Annotated in this window: 17 protein-coding genes and 1 tRNA gene; 12 read left to right on the top strand and 6 right to left on the bottom strand. The window is 60.0% G+C overall.

The features are described 5' to 3' along the window. The first annotated feature begins 15 nt into the window (after positions 1-15). Complete coding sequence (locus tag AC13QO_RS04770; RefSeq protein WP_097599348.1) at positions 16-822, top strand: transglutaminase-like domain-containing protein; 807 nt, start codon at positions 16-18, stop codon at positions 820-822. Between the two features lie 38 nt (positions 823-860). Here AC13QO_RS04770 and AC13QO_RS04765 read toward each other — a convergent pair whose 3' ends face one another. Further along, positions 861-1,085, bottom strand: coding sequence for an alkylphosphonate utilization protein (locus tag AC13QO_RS04765; RefSeq protein ID WP_184459645.1), 225 nt, complete (start codon positions 1,083-1,085; stop codon positions 861-863). A gap of 497 nt (positions 1,086-1,582) precedes the next feature. After that, entirely contained in the window at positions 1,583-2,269 is a 687-nt protein-coding gene (locus AC13QO_RS04760) for a TetR/AcrR family transcriptional regulator (RefSeq protein ID WP_488540020.1), read from the bottom strand. A gap of 196 nt (positions 2,270-2,465) precedes the next feature. Between AC13QO_RS04760 and AC13QO_RS04755 the strand changes: the two genes are divergently transcribed. Then, positions 2,466-2,957, top strand: coding sequence for a RidA family protein (locus AC13QO_RS04755; RefSeq protein ID WP_285193683.1), 492 nt, complete (start codon positions 2,466-2,468; stop codon positions 2,955-2,957). 46 nt (positions 2,958-3,003) lie between these two features. Here the strand turns inward: AC13QO_RS04755 and AC13QO_RS04750 are convergent. Both AC13QO_RS04750 and AC13QO_RS04745 read right to left on the bottom strand, forming a co-directional pair. Next, positions 3,004-3,093 (bottom strand) — tRNA-Ser (locus AC13QO_RS04750). A gap of 169 nt (positions 3,094-3,262) precedes the next feature. After that, positions 3,263-4,084, bottom strand: coding sequence for a cadherin-like domain-containing protein (locus tag AC13QO_RS04745; RefSeq protein ID WP_488540019.1), 822 nt, complete (start codon positions 4,082-4,084; stop codon positions 3,263-3,265). A 519-nt stretch (positions 4,085-4,603) separates the two neighbouring features. On the opposite strand from AC13QO_RS04745, the gene AC13QO_RS04740 reads away from it, so the two are divergent. The 4 genes from AC13QO_RS04740 to AC13QO_RS04725 all read left to right on the top strand — a co-directional run bounded on the left by AC13QO_RS04740 (position 4,604) and on the right by AC13QO_RS04725 (position 8,895). Further along, a complete protein-coding gene (locus tag AC13QO_RS04740; protein WP_285193681.1) occupies positions 4,604-5,704 on the top strand; it encodes a septal ring lytic transglycosylase RlpA family protein in 1,101 nt (366 codons plus the stop codon). Positions 5,705-5,775: 71 nt separating this feature from the next. Further along, the gene (locus AC13QO_RS04735) at positions 5,776-6,969 is read left to right on the top strand and encodes a D-alanyl-D-alanine carboxypeptidase family protein (RefSeq protein WP_488540018.1); all 1,194 of its coding nucleotides are present in this window, start codon (positions 5,776-5,778) and stop codon (positions 6,967-6,969) included. Positions 6,970-7,183: 214 nt separating this feature from the next. Continuing rightward, complete coding sequence (gene tmk / locus AC13QO_RS04730) at positions 7,184-7,864, top strand: dTMP kinase (RefSeq protein WP_488540017.1); 681 nt, start codon at positions 7,184-7,186, stop codon at positions 7,862-7,864. Between the two features lie 8 nt (positions 7,865-7,872). Continuing rightward, positions 7,873-8,895 carry a DNA polymerase III subunit delta' gene (locus AC13QO_RS04725; RefSeq protein ID WP_285193678.1) on the top strand — a complete coding sequence of 341 codons (1,023 nt, stop codon included), beginning with the start codon at positions 7,873-7,875 and terminating at the stop codon, positions 8,893-8,895. Positions 8,896-8,911: 16 nt separating this feature from the next. On the opposite strand, the gene AC13QO_RS04720 is transcribed toward AC13QO_RS04725, so the two are convergent. Next, positions 8,912-9,700 carry a sulfite exporter TauE/SafE family protein gene (locus tag AC13QO_RS04720; RefSeq protein ID WP_285193677.1) on the bottom strand — a complete coding sequence of 263 codons (789 nt, stop codon included), beginning with the start codon at positions 9,698-9,700 and terminating at the stop codon, positions 8,912-8,914. 231 nt (positions 9,701-9,931) lie between these two features. Here AC13QO_RS04720 and metG point away from each other — a divergent pair, with 231 nt between their 5' ends. From metG to AC13QO_RS04705, 3 genes are read left to right on the top strand one after another with little or no spacing between them, the layout of a single operon-like run. Next, positions 9,932-11,482 carry a methionine--tRNA ligase gene (metG, locus tag AC13QO_RS04715; protein WP_488540016.1) on the top strand — a complete coding sequence of 517 codons (1,551 nt, stop codon included), beginning with the start codon at positions 9,932-9,934 and terminating at the stop codon, positions 11,480-11,482. Positions 11,483-11,486: 4 nt separating this feature from the next. After that, on the top strand, positions 11,487-12,269 hold the full coding sequence (locus tag AC13QO_RS04710) for a TatD family hydrolase (RefSeq protein WP_097599356.1): 783 nt from the start codon (positions 11,487-11,489) through the stop codon (positions 12,267-12,269). A gap of 3 nt (positions 12,270-12,272) precedes the next feature. Then, entirely contained in the window at positions 12,273-13,091 is an 819-nt protein-coding gene (locus AC13QO_RS04705) for an MBL fold metallo-hydrolase (RefSeq protein WP_085778201.1), read from the top strand. A gap of 67 nt (positions 13,092-13,158) precedes the next feature. On the opposite strand, the gene AC13QO_RS04700 is transcribed toward AC13QO_RS04705, so the two are convergent. Next, a complete protein-coding gene (locus AC13QO_RS04700) occupies positions 13,159-13,767 on the bottom strand; it encodes a TerC family protein (protein ID WP_488540015.1) in 609 nt (202 codons plus the stop codon). Between the two features lie 256 nt (positions 13,768-14,023). Between AC13QO_RS04700 and AC13QO_RS04695 the strand changes: the two genes are divergently transcribed. From AC13QO_RS04695 to AC13QO_RS04685, 3 genes are all read left to right on the top strand, one after another. Continuing rightward, positions 14,024-14,689 (top strand): hypothetical protein, encoded by a 666-nt coding sequence (locus AC13QO_RS04695; protein ID WP_488540014.1) that lies wholly within the window; start codon positions 14,024-14,026, stop codon positions 14,687-14,689. A gap of 58 nt (positions 14,690-14,747) precedes the next feature. Beyond that, positions 14,748-15,119 carry a hypothetical protein gene (locus AC13QO_RS04690; RefSeq protein ID WP_488540013.1) on the top strand — a complete coding sequence of 124 codons (372 nt, stop codon included), beginning with the start codon at positions 14,748-14,750 and terminating at the stop codon, positions 15,117-15,119. 382 nt (positions 15,120-15,501) lie between these two features. Further along, a complete protein-coding gene (locus tag AC13QO_RS04685) occupies positions 15,502-16,035 on the top strand; it encodes a GNAT family N-acetyltransferase (protein ID WP_488540012.1) in 534 nt (177 codons plus the stop codon). The last annotated feature ends 120 nt before the right edge of the window (positions 16,036-16,155 follow it).

Below are 16,155 nucleotides of genomic sequence, written 5' to 3'. Positions count from 1 at the left end.
GACGAGGAAGCCACAATGAAGATACGCGCCGGGTTTCATCTGGGCTATAAATGCATACAGCCGACGCCGATGCTGCTGGTCCTCAACATTCATCCCTCCCGTCGCGCCGATCTTCTAAGCGAGCAGGTCCTGACATTCGACCGGCCGATCGAGGCGTGGGAATATACCGACAGCTTCGGCAATGCCTGCAGCCGGATTGTCGCTCCGCCGGGGCTGACGACGATTTCCACCGAGTTCGAGATCTATGACACGGGGCAAGCCGACATCGTTCCCGTACAGGCAGTGCAGCACGCAATCAAGGATCTGCCCGACGAGGTGCTCGTCTTCCTGCTCGGCAGCCGTTACTGCGACACAGACAGGCTTTCGGATTTCGCCTGGGCGACCTTTTCAGCAACGCCGCTCGGCTGGGCGCGCGTGCAGGCGATCTGCGATTTCGTGCATAACCACATCACCTTCGATTATCAGAAGGCCGACGTTCTCAGAACGGCGCATGGCGGCTTCACCGATAAGAGCGGCGTCTGCCGCGACTTCGCCCATCTCGCCATCGCGCTCTGTCGATGCATGAATATTCCTGCCAGATACTGCACCGGTTATCTCGGTGATATCGGCGTTCCTGCCGATCCGAATCCAATGGATTTCAGTGCCTGGTTCGAGGTCTTTCTCGGCGGGCACTGGCATACGGTCGATGCCCGCCACAACACCCCGCGTATCGGCAGAATTCTGATGGCGACAGGCCGAGATGCCACCGACGTCGCGATGTCGACGGCTTTCGGCCCGGCGATGCTTTCCCGCTTCGAAGTGATCACCGAGGAAGTGCCGTAAGTTGCAGCCATGGACTCACGGGCCGCCGCAGGTAGATCCTACGCCTTCTTCAGGAACTCGGTTTTCAGCACGAGGCCTTTGACCTGCTTGGTGTTGCACTCGATTTCGCCGGGATTGTCGGTCAGACGAATGCCTTTGACCAAGGTTCCACGCTTCAGCGTCTCCGAGGTCCCCTTGACCTTGAGGTCTTTGATCAACGTCACGGAATCGCCGTCGTGAAGCTGGGTTCCGTTGCTATCCTTTACGATAATGTCTTCGGCCATGATGTCCTCGCTTGATGATGCGGGGGGGAAATCACGACGATAACGGAGAGTCAATCACCGGCCCCATCCGATTCTGGTTCTCCTGCCCCCGATCCGCGGCTGACTTACCGCGGCGGAAGGGTGGTTACCGGGTTGCAGAAGAAAGCTGACGGCGGGCCTGTGAATCGGAACGCCGTCGAGTGAGACTGAGACCAAGGTCCGACCCGACCCGGACTTCATGCCGATACCCAACCCTCGGTCGCCGCAATAGGTTTTCGCGGTGGCATGAGTTTGCGGAGTTTTAGCGGTGACCAAGATTTTCGTTGTGGGGATGATACTGACGCCGGTTGTTTTCTGGGGTTCCATCGGTGCGCTGATCTACTCAATGTTGTCGTGAGCCGATGTTGCACTGTCAGTTCACGGCCAGAACCAGGCTTAGGGGCACATGCACCTTCGCCACATCAGCAAGCATGTTCCCGCTCGTCGAACCGGGTCATTCCTGTCCTCGCGCCTCTTGTTCATCGTCTCGGAACAAGTCCGTCAAGCAGGAAGTCCAGGCCTTTCCTGAAAACCCCGTCCCAATCATTGTCCAACAGCAGACGAGCACGCTCGATCGTCGGGTATTCTGCACCGAGATGAGCAAGGCGCTGCTGCCCGGCGAGCATGTCTTCGTCCGAAAGGTCGAAATTCGCACGAGTAATGGTCGCGCCCATCACATAGTTCCAGAGCGACCATATCCCGCCGTTCAAATCCGCCTCCTCGACACCGGCTCTGGATAAGACCCTGCCCAGCAGCTCCAGACGACCGAGGATATTCGGGCCAAGTGCCCGGCGCGGCAGCAGCGATGCCGACCAGGGATGGCGCAGCATGCTGGCGCGCCAGTCTTCAAGCATATGAAAGACCGCCTGACGCCAATCCGGCGATTCGATTATTTGCGACGGTCCGCGATATTCGAGCACCGAGTCGAGCGCGAGGTCAAAAACCTCCTCTTTGTTGGCGACGTGCCAATAGAGGCTCATCGCGCCCGAGCCGAGGCGATCAGCCAGCCGACGCATCTTCAATCCCTCAACGCCTTCGGCGTCCAGCAGTTCAACCGCGGTCGCTACGATCCGTTCGAGCGAAAGAGGCGGTTCCTGTACGGAGGGGACCGGGGCAGCTTTCCGGTGAGACCGTTTACTCTGAGTGCCGTCGCGTTGGGCTGCCATGTGTCTTTCCTAAAAAGATCGGGACATCGATTTAAGCCGGCGAAGCGACGGATGTCGATCCTCGCCAGTTGACTCGTACAATGTACGATGCGATGGAGTCGTACGTTGTACGAGTCTCACTTGCCAAAGAGTTAACAGCGCAATCCAGGAGGCGGTGAGGGTCGTTCCTCGCAGTCCTCAAGGCTGAAAGAACATCATGTCACACGCAATCAAACATCTGCTCATCGGAGGGCTGATCATCATGACCACAGGAATTCCCAACGCGACGACGGCGGCGAATGAAGGTGACCTCAAGCTGACTGTCGTCAATCCAAAAAACCTCTACGATCCGACGCCGAATGGCTATAGCACGGCGGTGATCGTCCCCCGCGGCGCCCGGTTGGCCTACATCTCCGGACAGGGTGGCCAGGATAGCTCGGGAGCCTTGTCGCCGGACTTCGCCGTCCAGGTGAAGCAGACCTACGCAAATCTGCGCAGCGCCCTCGACGGCCTCGGCGCAAGGCCGGATCAGGTCGCCAAGCTCACGGTCTTCGTGGTCGAACACGATGTATCCAAGCTCGAGGTGCTGACGAGGAACGTCAAAGAAATGTTCGGCGACGCACTCCCGGCCCAGACCCTTGTCCCCGTTCCCAAACTTGCAATCGATCCGATGCTGTTCGAAGTCGAAGCGGTCGTCATGCTTGAATAGTGGCTGCGACTGATCCGCCGGGCAGTTCTGATGGAGAAAATTGCAATGGCGGAAGAGGTGGGATTCGAACCCACGGTACGGTTTCCCGCACGCCGGTTTTCAAGACCGGTTCCTTAAACCACTCGGACACTCTTCCAAGTTTTTGGGAAGCCTGAAGAAAGTCCGTTTCGGTCTTTCCGGTGGATCGGTGGTTTCTGCCGATTTGCTGCCCATTCACTCACAGGCCGGCTTTTTAGCAGCTTTGATGGCAGCGTCAACTTGTTCTGCAGAGAAGCGGCTTTGACAGCCGCTTCTCTCTGCCGCCGTCAGACCAGGACGGTGAAGTTGTCGAATGCGAGCTGCGGAAAGCCCGTGGGCTCGACATCGGGCTGAATATCGAAGCGGACAAAATCGACCGCCCCCAAGGCTGCCAACGAAATGTGCTGGCCATCGGCAATGGTGTCTCCGTAGACCGTCAGCGACATCTCACTCACCTTGTTGCCGCCGATATAACCCTCGAAGGTGACGAGGGCATCGACACCTTCATAGGCGGGGTCGAAATTGGTTGCGACATCGACGCCCTCGATGGTGAAGAGCTTGCCATCAACGCGTTCGAAAAACGGATTATAGGGATTGGTGACGACGTACTCGTTGCCGCCGGATTCGGCGACCGCCCAAAGGTTGCCATCGAGTTTGTCGCCAAATTTGAATCCTCCATAGCCGGAGGCGATGTCAGGCAGCCCGGGATATTCGGTGGGAGCATTCTCGAAATCGATGGAATACTGCCCTTGCGGAGGAGTGTGGACGCCGATGTTGAGACTGGCGAGGTCGGTGCCGCCCTTTCCATCGGAGATCTTAAATGAAAAATTCTCGCCGAAGATTCCGCCGGGCTCAAGCGCGCTCGGATCATTGACCGTGTAACTATAGCTGCCGTTGCTCCAAATCGTCAGCGTCCCGTGCTCACCCTCAATGGTAAGATATCCCGGCTCGCCCGCCTTGTTGGGAATTCTCATTCCGTTGACGAACTGAACCTGAAGCAGATCGCCGTCGGAGTCCGAGGCGTTGTCGAGAAGGTTTCCTTCGATGGCCTCCGCTGGTGCGTAGTCGTGGACCTTCACGTCAGGCACTATTGGTTTGTGATTTGCCATGGCTCGTCTCCTAAAGATGAGCGTGGATAGGACGCCGGGCTGCGACGCGAACGCCGCAAATAAACTTTCTACTCCACTTTGAGTCAAGCAACAAACTACACGCGATAGGGGAGTGGCGCCAGATGTTGGCGCCGTGGGGACACGTATATTGGAGAGGAATAGGTGGTATACTACCCTGGGGAGAAAGTTCCGGTTGTAACCGACGTCCGAAGAGCAGCTGTTGCGCGTGCCGGTGTCTCAATCCGGTACCTCTCGGACTTTGAAAGCAGGTCGACGTGTACCATGTGGCCCGCGTCGGCACACCGATTTCGGCTCTGATTGCCACAACGGGAGAGCTTCCCGTTAGCAATTTATAAACCATATTTATTAGAATTATCGCTATCGCAGCGAAATCGTTCGCAAATTTGCCACGAACCCAGCAAGATTAAAGTCTCGTTAGGCGGGCGGGGATAAGGCGTTGTTGACCCAGGATGGGGCAGGGTTCCTTAACCATAACGATCTTTGAGCGGCGTGGGGCACATGAAACTGGAATACGGAGCGACTTTCGCAACGACAGCACGGTGGCTGGCGATATCGGCGATGTGTGCGACGGTTGCGGCGTGCGGCACGACACAGGCCGTGCCGAAGAAAAGAGCCCACGGCAAGGAATATTTCTCCGAATCCGAATATGGCGTTAAGGCCAGCCCCCGCGTCGCTACCGGCAACAATATCCCGAAGGGCGGCGGCCGCTACATGGTCGGTAACCCCTATGAGGTGAAGGGCAAGTGGTACTATCCGAAAGAAGACTTCGCCTATAACAAGGTCGGCGTCGCCTCCTGGTACGGCTCGGCCTTTCACGGGCGACTGACGGCGAACGGCGAAGTCTACGATCAGATGCATCTTTCCGCCGCGCATCCGACCTTCCCGCTGCCGAGCTATGCTCGCGTCACCAACCTTGAGAACGGCTCCTCCATCGTCGTGCGTGTCAACGACCGCGGCCCTTATCACGAAGGCCGCATCATCGACCTCTCCAACAAGACGGCCGACATGCTGGATCTGCAGCACAGCGGGACCGGCAAGGTGCGCGTGCAATATGTCGGCCGCGCCCGCATGGACGGCCATGACATGCCCTATCTGATGGCCTCCTACGTGCCGAAGGGCAGCCGCATTCCCGGCATCAATCCGGGAGGGCAGATCGCAACCGGCGTGATGGTCGCCTCCAACAGCCGCAAGATCACCCGCGATCAGTTGCAGAACGCCGAAGACTACGAGACGCCGGCGAATGTGCCGGTGCCGATGTCGGCGACCTCCTATGCCGGCTCGACGCCGAGCGCGCGCTACAATGCGGCGCCGGGCCTTGCGCCGGCCGCCCATGTTCTGGTGGCGCCGTCGGCTCCTTCCCCCAATGCCTCGCCCGGCTTCGATCAGATGGTGGTGCTGCCGGAGTTCGGTCCCATGCCTTATGAGCGGCCGTATGGCGGTTCGCAGGGCTCCCTCGCGCTCGGCTATCAGAACGAAGCGGTGAAGACAGTAACGGTCGATCTCGCCTTCGACGCGGTGATGGTGCGCAATGATGGCCTAACTCCGGCCTCCATCCTTGCCTCGGCCAGGCGCCAGCAGGCAAAATCGGCAGCGCGTTGAGCACGGCGATTGCATCGAATTTCGCCGCGCTCTAACCTTCTCAAAACGCCGTTGACCGATGGGAATTTGCGATGCTGAGGCCTGTGCTTCGTCTGCTTGCATGCCTGATGCCGCTCGCCGCCAGCGCACATGCCGCCGACGGGGGTGCAGCCGGTTTTGCCACCAAGGCGGCGCAGGCCTATATGATCGAGGCCTCCACCGGCACCGTGCTTCTCGCCAAGAATGAGGAGCAGAGCTTTTCGCCGGCGTCGCTCGCCAAGCTGATGACGATGGATCTGGTGTTCGATGCGGTGACCAAGGGCGAGATCACGCTCGACACCGAATATCCCGTTTCCGAATATGCCTGGCGCACCGGCGGCGCGCCGTCGAGGACGGCAACGATGTTTGCGGCCCTCAAATCACGCGTGCGCGTCGAGGACCTGATCAAGGGTGTCGCGATCCAGGGCGCCAATGACAGCTGCATCATCCTCGCCGAGGGGATGGCCGGAAGCGAGCAGCAATTCGCGCAGTCGATGACCCGCCGCGCCCGCGAACTCGGCATGGAGAAAGCGGTATTCGGCAATTCCACCGGCCTTCCGGACGGCAAGAGCAAAGTCACGGCGCGCGAGATGGTGACGCTTGCCGCTGCCCTTCAGCAATCCTATCCCAATCTCTATCCTTATTTCGCGCAGCTGGATTTCGAATGGAACAAGATCTTCCAGCGCAACCGCAATCCGCTGCTCGGGCTCGATCTCGGCGCCGACGGGCTTGCGACCGGCTTTGCCGAGGGAGAAGGTTATTCGATCGTCGCGTCGGTCCAGCGCGACGGCCGGCGGCTGTTTTTGGCGCTTGCCGGCATCGCGTCCGACAAGGAGCGGACGGAGGAGGCCAAGCGCGTGCTCGAATGGGGGCTGACTGCCTTCGAGAGCCGTCAGATCTTCACCGAGCATGAAGTGATCGGCGCAGCCAGCGTCTATGGCGGCTCGGCGCGCACCGTCGATCTCGTCGCCAAAGCGCCGGTCAGCGTCTATATTCCGATCAGCAACCCCGACCGGCTTTCGGCGCGCATCGTCTATCACTGGCCGCTGACGGCGCCGGTGAAGCCGGATTATCAGGCCGGCACGCTCAGGATTTTCGCTGGCAGTCGGCTGCTCAGGGAAGTGCCGCTCTATACCGCGCAGGCGGTCGGGGAGGGCTCACTCAGCAGCCGGGCGGTCGACGCAGTGCTGGAGCTCGGCGAATCGCTGTTCTTCTCCTGGCTCTGGGACAAGTCCGCCCCCGGCTGAACGCCGGGATGAGGCTCTCGCGCAGAGCTCTTCTTTTCCCGCGTGCCGTTGCCGCACAGTCATGCTCCAGACTTGAATGCCTGACCTTCTGCTACAATTTGCGGGGAAGGTGATTATGTCGCCGCCGCGAAAGGTTTTCCTTCCCGATGTCTTCGGATAGATAGAAGAGGCGGGGCGCGCGGGCGTGCGGCGTCCGGAATGCGGGAAGTTGTCATTGTCATCCGGTACGGGACTGTTCGTTACGTTTGAAGGCGGGGAAGGCGCGGGGAAATCCACGCAGATCCGCCGCCTCGCCGAAGCGTTGAAAGGCGAAGGGCATGACGTGCTGGTGACGCGGGAACCGGGCGGGTCGCCGGGCGCGGAAGCCGTGCGCCACGTGCTTCTTTCGGGCGCGGCCGAGCCCTTCGGCACGCGGATGGAGGCGATCCTCTTTGCGGCGGCGCGCAACGATCATGTCGAAGAGGTGATACGGCCGGCCCTGACATCAGGCAAGATCGTGCTCTGCGACCGTTTCATGGATTCTTCGCGTGTCTACCAGGGCATCACCGGCAATCTCGACCCTGATTTCGTTGAGATGCTGCAGCGGGTCGCCATCAATGGCGTCATGCCGGATTGCACCTTGATATTGGATATTCCCGCAAAGGTCGGCCTGGAGCGGGCGCAGAAGCGCAGCGCCTCGGACGGTCCCGATCGCTTTGAAAAGGAGCGGCTCGAAACGCACGAAAAACGGCGCGAAGCCTTTCTCGATATCGCCGCGCGCGAGCCGGAGCGCTGCCACGTGGTTGACGCCATGCAGACGGAAGAGGCGATTGCCGCCGAAATCCTGGCGATCGTCAAGCGGCTGATGTCGCCCGCAGACCGCGCTCGGATGCCGGAAGCCGCCCATTATGAGTGAAGTCCATTATGAGTGACGATCGGCCGGGACTGCTGGACGGCGCCATCTGGCCCGCCGAAAATACCAGGCTGTTTGGCCATGAGGAGGCGGAATCCTTTCTTGCCCAGTCCTACCGATCCGGCAAGGGTCATCACGCCATCCTGATCGAAGGGCCGGAGGGCATCGGCAAGGCGACATTCGCCTTCCGCTTCGCCAACCACGTCCTCTCGCATCCCGATCCCGATGCTGCGCCGGAGAAGATCGGCGATCCGGATCCCGCCTCGGCCGTCAGCCGCCAGATCGCCTCCGGCGCCTCGCACAATCTCCTGCATCTCGCCCGGCCGGTGGACGAAAAGACCGGCAAGGTGAAATCGGCAATCACCGTCGACGAGGTGCGCCGCGCCGGCAAGTTCTTCTCGCAGACCTCGGGCACCGGCAACTGGCGAATCGTCATCGTCGACCCGGCCGATGACATGAACCGCAATGCGGCCAACGCCATTCTAAAGATCCTCGAGGAGCCGCCGAAGCGGGCGCTGTTCCTGGTGCTTTCGCACGCGCCGGGCCGGCTGCTGCCGACGATCCGCTCACGCTGCCAGCCGCTGAAACTGGCGCCGCTTCCCGACGAAGCACTCGTTGCGGCCCTTGCCCATCTTGGCATAGCAGGCGAGGGCAGCGTGCTTTCGGCGGCCAAGGGCAGCGTCGGCGAAGCCTTGAAACTGTTGAACTATGGCGGCAGCGAAATCATCGCTGGTTATGACGAAGTGCTTTCCGCCGAGGGGCCAACCGCCCGCAAGGCGATGCACCGGCTGGCAGAGGCGCTCTCGGGCAAGGAAAGCGATACGATTTTCGATTTCTTCGTCAGCCACGTCGGCGACGACATCATGAGCCGCGCTCGCGCGGCGGCAGGCGAGGGGCAGATCGCCGCGGCCGAACGGCTGGCGCGGCTCTATTCGGAGGTTACCGAGCGGCTTACCGTTTCCGACGCATATAATCTCGACCGCAAGCAGACGATCATCAGTATTCTCTCCGATATCAAGCAGCCCAGACTCTAGCCAAGGTTTAGGCGGATCAGCCGGCCAGCAGCTTCCACGCAACGAGCGCAAGCGTGATGGCCAGGAGAATGCGAATAATACGTTCGTGCAGCTTCGGCGCCAGAAGGCTTCCCAGAATAATACCGGGAATCGAGCCGACGAGCAGGGCAAAGAGCATCGCCCAATCGATCTCGCCGATCAGCCAATAGCCGGTGCCGCCGATCAGGGTCAGGGGTACGGCGTGGACGATGTCGGAGCCGACGATTTCGCGGACATCGAGCCTCGGATAGAGCACGAGCAGGATCGTCACGCCAAGCGCACCGGCGCCAACCGAGGTCAAGGTGACAAGCACGCCGAGACAGAAGCCGAGAATGACGGTGAGGGCAAGAATGGTCGTCGGCCGCGGCAGGGTACGTTCGCCGATGGCGCGACGCGCAAATTCGAGGATCGGGCCACGAAAAATCAACATGAACGCGGTCATGACGAGAAGCCAGCCGAGGGCTGATGTAATGGTGTTGGTCACGCCGATGCTCTTGCGATCGACACCTGCCAGCAGCCAGAGCATCAGCAAGGCGGCCGGGACGCTGCCGGCGGCGAGGCTGCCGACGATCTTCCAGTTGACGCGCCCATGCACGCCGTGAACAGCGGTACCCGCTGTCTTGGTGATCGCAGCATAGAGAAGATCGGTGCCGACGGCAGTTGCCGGATGGACGCCGAAGAGCAGCACCAGCAGGGGTGTCATCAGCGAACCGCCGCCTACGCCGGTAATGCCGACAAGAGCGCCGACAAACAGTCCCGAAATCGAATAGAGAGGCTCGAATGTCAAGCAAGCGCCTCCAACGGCGCCCGGCCACGGGGATTGTGGTGGGTGAAAACTGGCACGTCGTTGGGTCCCGCCTCTCTTTCTGACGACCGGTAAATTGCGTGCGAGACGGAGTCAAGCTCACGGCCCCGTGTCCTGGAATTCATGGGCGGCAGCGAAACTTGATGTTTCGCTCGACGGTGACATGCGCTAAGAGCGGCTGACCATTGATAAATAAGCCGGACCTTGGCCGCCATGACAGACAAGACATCCTTCTATATCACCACCGCGATTTCCTATCCCAACGGCAAGCCGCATATCGGCCATGCCTATGAGCTGATCGCGACGGATGCGATGGCTCGCTATCAGCGCCTGGATGGCAAGGACGTCTTCTTTCTGACGGGCACCGACGAACACGGCCAGAAGATGCAGCAGACGGCGCGCGCCGAAGGGATCCCGCCGCAGGCGCTCGCCGACCGCAACTCCGGCGAGTTCCAGGCGATGGCCAAGCTGCTCAATGCTTCGAACGATGACTTCATCCGGACGACGCAGGAGCGTCATCACGAGACATCCAGGAATATCTGGACGCTGATGGCCGACAATGGCGACATCTACAAGGACAGCTATGCCGGCTGGTATTCAGTTCGCGACGAGGCCTATTACCAGGAAAACGAGACGGAGCTGCGCGCCGACGGCGTGCGTTACGGCCCGCAGGGCACGCCCGTCGAGTGGGTGGAAGAGGCAAGCTATTTCTTCAAGCTCTCCGAATACCAGGAGAAGCTGCTGGCCCATTACGAGGCCAATCCCGATTTCGTCGGCCCGGCCGAGCGCCGCAATGAGGTGATCTCCTTCGTCAAATCCGGCCTCAAGGACCTGTCGGTGTCGCGCACGACCTTCGACTGGGGCATCAAAGTGCCGAACGACCCTTCGCATGTCATGTATGTCTGGGTGGACGCGCTGACCAACTACATCACGGCGACGGGCTATATCGAGGACAAGAATGGCCCGAGGGCGAAGTACTGGCCGGCGGATGTGCACATCATTGGCAAGGACATCATTCGCTTCCACGCCGTCTATTGGCCGGCTTTCCTGATGTCTGCGAAGCTGCCGCTGCCGAAGCGCGTTTTCGCCCACGGCTTTCTGCTCAACAAGGGCGAGAAGATGTCGAAGTCGCTCGGCAACGTCGTCGATCCGGTCAATCTGGTGAATCATTTCGGGCTCGACCAGGTGCGCTACTTCTTCCTGCGCGAAGTCTCCTTCGGTCAGGACGGCAGCTATAGCGAAGAGGCGATCGGCACGCGCATCAATTCCGACCTCGCCAACGGCATCGGCAATCTCGCCAGCCGGTCGCTGTCGATGATCGTCAAGAATTGCGACGGCAAGATCCCGGAATGCGGGCCGCTGACTGACGAGGACAAGGCGATGCTTGCCCAGACCGATGCGCTGCATGCATCGACGCGCGAGGACATGAGCAAGCAGCTCATTCATCGCGCGCTCGCCTCGATCATTGCAGTCGTTTCGGAGGCCGACCGCTATTTTGCCGGCCAGGCGCCCTGGGCGCTGAAGAAGACGGATCCGGCGCGGATGGGCACGGTCCTTTATGTCACGGCCGAGGTGGTGCGCCAGATCGCCATCCTGCTACAGCCCTTCATGCCGGAATCGTCGGGCAAGCTGCTCGATCTTGTCGCCGCGCCTGCCGACAAGCGCGATTTTGCCGCGCTTGGCGAAGTTGGCCGCCTCGTTGCCGGGACGGTGCTCGAAGCGCCGACACCGGTCTTCCCGCGCTATGTGGCTCCGGAGGCCTGAGGCCGTGCTGATCGATACCCATTGCCATCTCGATTTTGCCGACTTCGAGGCGGAGCGCGACGAGATCGTCACGCGCGCCCACCAAGCCGGCGTCAAGCAGATGGTGACGATCTCGACGCGCGTGCGCAAGCTCGACGGGCTGCTCGCCATCACGGAGAAATATCCATCGGTGTTCTGCTCCGTCGGCACCCATCCGAACAATGCCGGCGACGAGCTGGACATCCAGACCGAAGAGCTGGTGCGCCTGGCGAAGGCGCATGAGAAAGTGGTGGCGATCGGCGAGGCGGGCCTCGATTATTTCTACGACACGCAGACACCAGAGGATCAGCAGACCGGCTTTCGGCGCCATATTGCCGCCGCTCGGGAAACGCAGCTTCCGCTCGTCATCCACAGCCGCAGCGCCGATGCCGATATGGCTGATATCCTGACCGAGGAAACGGGGAAGGGAGCCTTCCCCTTTATCCTGCATTGCTTCTCGGCAGGGCCGGATCTGGCGCGAACCGGTGTCGAACTCGGCGGCTACATCTCTTTTTCCGGCATTCTGACCTTCCCGAAATCGGAAGAACTGCGTGAGATCGCCAAGACGATCCCGCATGAACGGCTGTTGGTGGAAACGGACGCGCCCTATCTCGCTCCGAAGCGCTGGCGCGGCAAGCGCAATGAGCCGTCCTATGTCGTCAATACGGCCGAAGTGCTCGCCGAGACGATTGGCCTTTCCTATGCGGACGTCGCACGGATCACGACGGAGAACGCGTTTCGCCTGTTCTCGAAAATGCCAAGGATTTAGCAGGTGCTCTATCGGCGGCGCTTCACCATTCTCGGCTGTTCGTCGTCACCGGGCGTGCCGCGTATCACCGGCGACTGGGGCGCCTGCAATCCCGACAACCCAAGGAACCGGCGCACGCGCGCCTCATTCATGGTGCAGCAGTTCGCTCCTGATGGCGGTGTGACGACCGTCGTCATCGACACCGGACCCGATTTTCGTGAGCAGATGATCCGGGCAGGGGCCGACCATGTCGATGCGGTGCTCTACAGCCATCCGCATGCTGATCATATTCACGGCATCGACGATCTGCGCGGCTATTTTCACAATACGCGCCGGCGAGTGCCGATCTACGCTGACCAATTTACGATGGACAGGCTGCGTGAAGCCTTCGGCTATTGCCTGGAGACGCCGCCGGGCAGCAATTATCCGCCGATCGTGCTGCCTGTCGTCATCGAAAATCTTGACGAACCCGTCGAAATCCGCGGCCCCGGCGGCAAGATCGATTTTTTTCCGCATATCCAGCAGCATGGCGATATCAATTCGCTCGGCTTCCGCATCGGTGATGTAGCCTATTGCAGCGATATCAGCGATTTCCCGCCGCAGACCGTCGAGAAACTGAAAAATCTCGACGTGCTGATCATCGACGCCCTGCAATACACCTATCATCCGAGCCATCTGTCGCTGGAACAGTCGCTCGACTGGATCGGCCGGCTGAAGCCGAAAAGGGCGATACTCACCCACATGCATACGCCGCTGGATTATGACGCGGTAATGGCGCAGACGCCGGACCATGTGGTGCCGGCGTTCGATCAGATGAGCTTCGAGACGGAGTTTCTCGCTTAACCCAGCGATGCAGCATGCTTACACGCGTGCGGCAGGATCGGGGACTGAGCCGCGACCCTGGCGCAGGTCACTGCATATAGGGAAGAACCTCGACCGCGCCGCGATAGATCATGTCGAGCGAGACGTAGAGGATGATCAGCAGACCGATATAAGCGATCCAGCGACGGCGGCCGAGCAGACGGGCGATCAGGTTCGCGGCGATACCCATCAGCGCGATTGACAGGCCGAGGCCGATGACCAGGACGCTCGGATGTTCGCGCGCAGCGCCCGCAACGGCGAGCACGTTGTCGAGCGACATCGAAACGTCGGCAATGACGATCTGGGTTGCCGCCTGGAAGAAGGTCTTTTTCGGCGCGCCTTCGCCGCTTTCCGCTACGCGATCCTCGTTATGGCCGTCGCGAAGCTCGCGCCACATCTTCCAGCAGACCCAAAGCAGCAGCAGGCCGCCGGCCAGCAGCAGGCCGACGATCGCCAGCAGATAGACGGCAACACTGGCGAAGAGAATACGCAGGACCGTTGCGGCAAGAATGCCGACGATGATCGCCTTGCGCCGTTGTGTGGCCTCGAGGCCGGCAGCGGCAAGACCGATAACCACGGCGTTGTCGCCGGCGAGAACAAGGTCGATAGCAATGACCTGCAGCAAAGCCGTCAGACCGGCTGCCGTGAAGATGTCCATATGAAATGTCCCCAATGCGTCGAAAGCCGTGCTAGCGTCTCGATGGTTTGACGTCAACCGCCGAAGGCTGCAACAGACGGTGCGATTCACTGCCTGGTGTATCTGAAAAAGGACAGGCGGCAACGTTATGGAACTGCCGTGAAATGCCGCTGATCCGTCCCATTGCCGTGGAACATTCGTCTCGGCTGCCGGTTCTTCAAGTCAGAAACCAGTCGTCGGGTCGACGGCTGGAAGGAGACATCGAGAGGAGCGTTCCGTGAGCAACATTCACTACGATACTAACCCCAGCTCTTCAGGCCCGATGGGCGGCGGCAGCCTTACGGCATTTTTCGACAGCCGGTCCGAAGCCGAATCTGCGATCTCCCGTCTCGAGGACGCGGGCGTGCCGGTCGCAAGAATAAGATTGATGCCGGGCTACGAAGCGGACGGAAAGAATGCCGGCGCCATAAGCGACGACCGCAGCGGCTTCTTCGACGCGCTGGCCGACTTCTTCTTCCCTGATGAAGATCGCGCGATGTACGCAGAAGGGCTGCGGCGAGGCGGCTTCCTCGTTCAAGTCAACGATATCGACGACGCGCTCTATGAGACCGTTCACGATATTCTCGACGACGAAGGCAGCATCGACATCGATGAGCGGGCAGATCTCTGGTTGTCGGAAAGCGGCCGTCAAGGTGGGTCGAATACCGGTTTTGCCGGCTCGGCCCATGGCGGCAAAGCTGCGGATGACCTGGCCGTGTCCGAGAGCGCGTTCGAAGAAGAAACGCGACCGGTCGCGATACGCGACACCACGCATGGAAGCGCCAAGGTGCGCGCCTACACCTATCCTGGAGTCAGCTCGCCATCGACCGATCCTGGCCGGCAAATGCAGTCGCAGTCGCAAGGAGGGTCGAACCAAAGTCAGGGATTCCGACGTGATCACTGATATGTCGGCATGAGGAGCCGACCTCGTTCGCCCCTGGTCAATAATTGAGGAGACGTCCATGCAATCATCCATCAATCGCGACGGTTTCCTTCCGCCGGATCCCGATGAGCTGGTCGCGGAAGGTGAGCCGCCGTTTGCCGACGCCGCCACCGCGACTGCGCGCGAGAAGGCCGACCACGATCTCGACCTCCTACAGCACGAGGTAAGGCTGTTGCGCGCCCGGATCGGCATTCTGCGCGAGGATGCGGAATCGGCGCTGAAAGCCCACGCAAATCTGATTGATGCAAGCGCCCATGTCCAACTCGGCAACTATCCCTGGGCAAAGCTCGCCTTGGCCACGGGCGCGGCTTTCATCGCCGCCAGAATCGTTCGCAGCCTTCCGTTCGGCGCTTTGCTGGCCGGCCACCTCTCTGATGCGAGACGGTGGTGAAGGGCTGACCATCTGATACGCCCGGTCCTTTGACAATTCGGGGGAGAGCCCAATGTGCTGCCCGCGATCTGACTGCGGGCCGCACTTCGCAGCTGTTGCCCCAAACTCCTTTCTGACATTACCAACCGTCCGGGCACTGTGCCGCAGAGAGTCTGCAAGCCGGGAGGCGCCCCGATGATGCGTCACCGAGACAAAGATCGGAAAATGACGGCAGCTGAGCAACGATCAGTCTGCCTCGGCCAGACAGGTTCGTCGATTGATGTTGATGGCGTGACGATTGAGGATTAGCAAACCGCAGGGCTTCCATACCCCCCTGTTCGGAATGCCCGTGGGTGATGTGCGAGTCGAACCTGTCGAGCAATCGATCTAAAGGTACAGCCAGATGATTGATTTCAGGTCACTGACAGAAACAGATTTTCCGATATTGTGTGAGTGGCTAAATAAACCTCATATGCGTGCTCACTACCAGAAGACGCCGATAACGATCGAGGAAGTCCAGAGGAAGTATTCTGAGCGCCTGAGCCCAAGCCATCCTACCCATTGCCATATAGCTTGTTATAATGGTGAGCCTTTCGGAACATTGCAGTGCTATTTGCTTCGCGACTATCCCGACTTCGCGTCTGAGATGGGCGAGCACGACGGCGTAGCGGTCGACTTATTTATCGGTGATGAGCAGTTCATAGGGAGGGGCTTCGGGAAAACTATGCTTCGCTCATATGTGCTGAACGTGGTTCCTTCACTTTTTCCCCACGACTGCAAATGTTTCATTTGTCACGCTAAAGAGAACCAAATAGCTATTCGGGGTTCGCTGTCCGCAGGGTTTCTGCCGTATCGAGACGTCATCGAGGGAGGAGTGGAAAGTCTGCTACTTTCATTCGACCGATCGAACCAGGCATGTCTGCCTTTTGTCCGATAATCTCGTTCGGCGATAAATCCCGCTGACCATTGCGGAGAGACGGTTCGGGGCCAAAAGCAACAGTCGGAAAACCGCTCTCCTGTTCCATAATCTACCTTATGCGACCGTTTTGTGGCCGCA

The organism is Rhizobium sp. CNPSo 3670 (assembly GCF_057784555.1).
The sequence above is the reverse complement of the archived record's forward strand: the minus strand, read 5'-3'. Positions and strand labels throughout refer to the sequence as shown.

Excerpts from the sequence above, each read along its gene's own strand:
- AC13QO_RS04685 (WP_488540012.1), top strand. The coding sequence starts at position 15,502 with ATGATTGATTTCAGGTCACTGACAGAAACAGATTTTCCGATATTGTGT.
- AC13QO_RS04760 (WP_488540020.1), bottom strand. The coding sequence starts at position 2,269 with ATGGCAGCCCAACGCGACGGCACTCAGAGTAAACGGTCTCACCGGAAA.
- AC13QO_RS04765 (WP_184459645.1), bottom strand. The coding sequence starts at position 1,085 with ATGGCCGAAGACATTATCGTAAAGGATAGCAACGGAACCCAGCTTCAC.
- AC13QO_RS04690 (WP_488540013.1), top strand. The coding sequence starts at position 14,748 with ATGCAATCATCCATCAATCGCGACGGTTTCCTTCCGCCGGATCCCGAT.
- AC13QO_RS04755 (WP_285193683.1), top strand. The coding sequence starts at position 2,466 with ATGTCACACGCAATCAAACATCTGCTCATCGGAGGGCTGATCATCATG.
- AC13QO_RS04735 (WP_488540018.1), top strand. The coding sequence starts at position 5,776 with ATGCTGAGGCCTGTGCTTCGTCTGCTTGCATGCCTGATGCCGCTCGCC.
- metG (WP_488540016.1), top strand. The coding sequence starts at position 9,932 with ATGACAGACAAGACATCCTTCTATATCACCACCGCGATTTCCTATCCC.
- AC13QO_RS04725 (WP_285193678.1), top strand. The coding sequence starts at position 7,873 with ATGAGTGACGATCGGCCGGGACTGCTGGACGGCGCCATCTGGCCCGCC.
- AC13QO_RS04740 (WP_285193681.1), top strand. The coding sequence starts at position 4,604 with ATGAAACTGGAATACGGAGCGACTTTCGCAACGACAGCACGGTGGCTG.
- AC13QO_RS04770 (WP_097599348.1), top strand. The coding sequence starts at position 16 with ATGAAGATACGCGCCGGGTTTCATCTGGGCTATAAATGCATACAGCCG.
- AC13QO_RS04745 (WP_488540019.1), bottom strand. The coding sequence starts at position 4,084 with ATGGCAAATCACAAACCAATAGTGCCTGACGTGAAGGTCCACGACTAC.
- AC13QO_RS04700 (WP_488540015.1), bottom strand. The coding sequence starts at position 13,767 with ATGGACATCTTCACGGCAGCCGGTCTGACGGCTTTGCTGCAGGTCATT.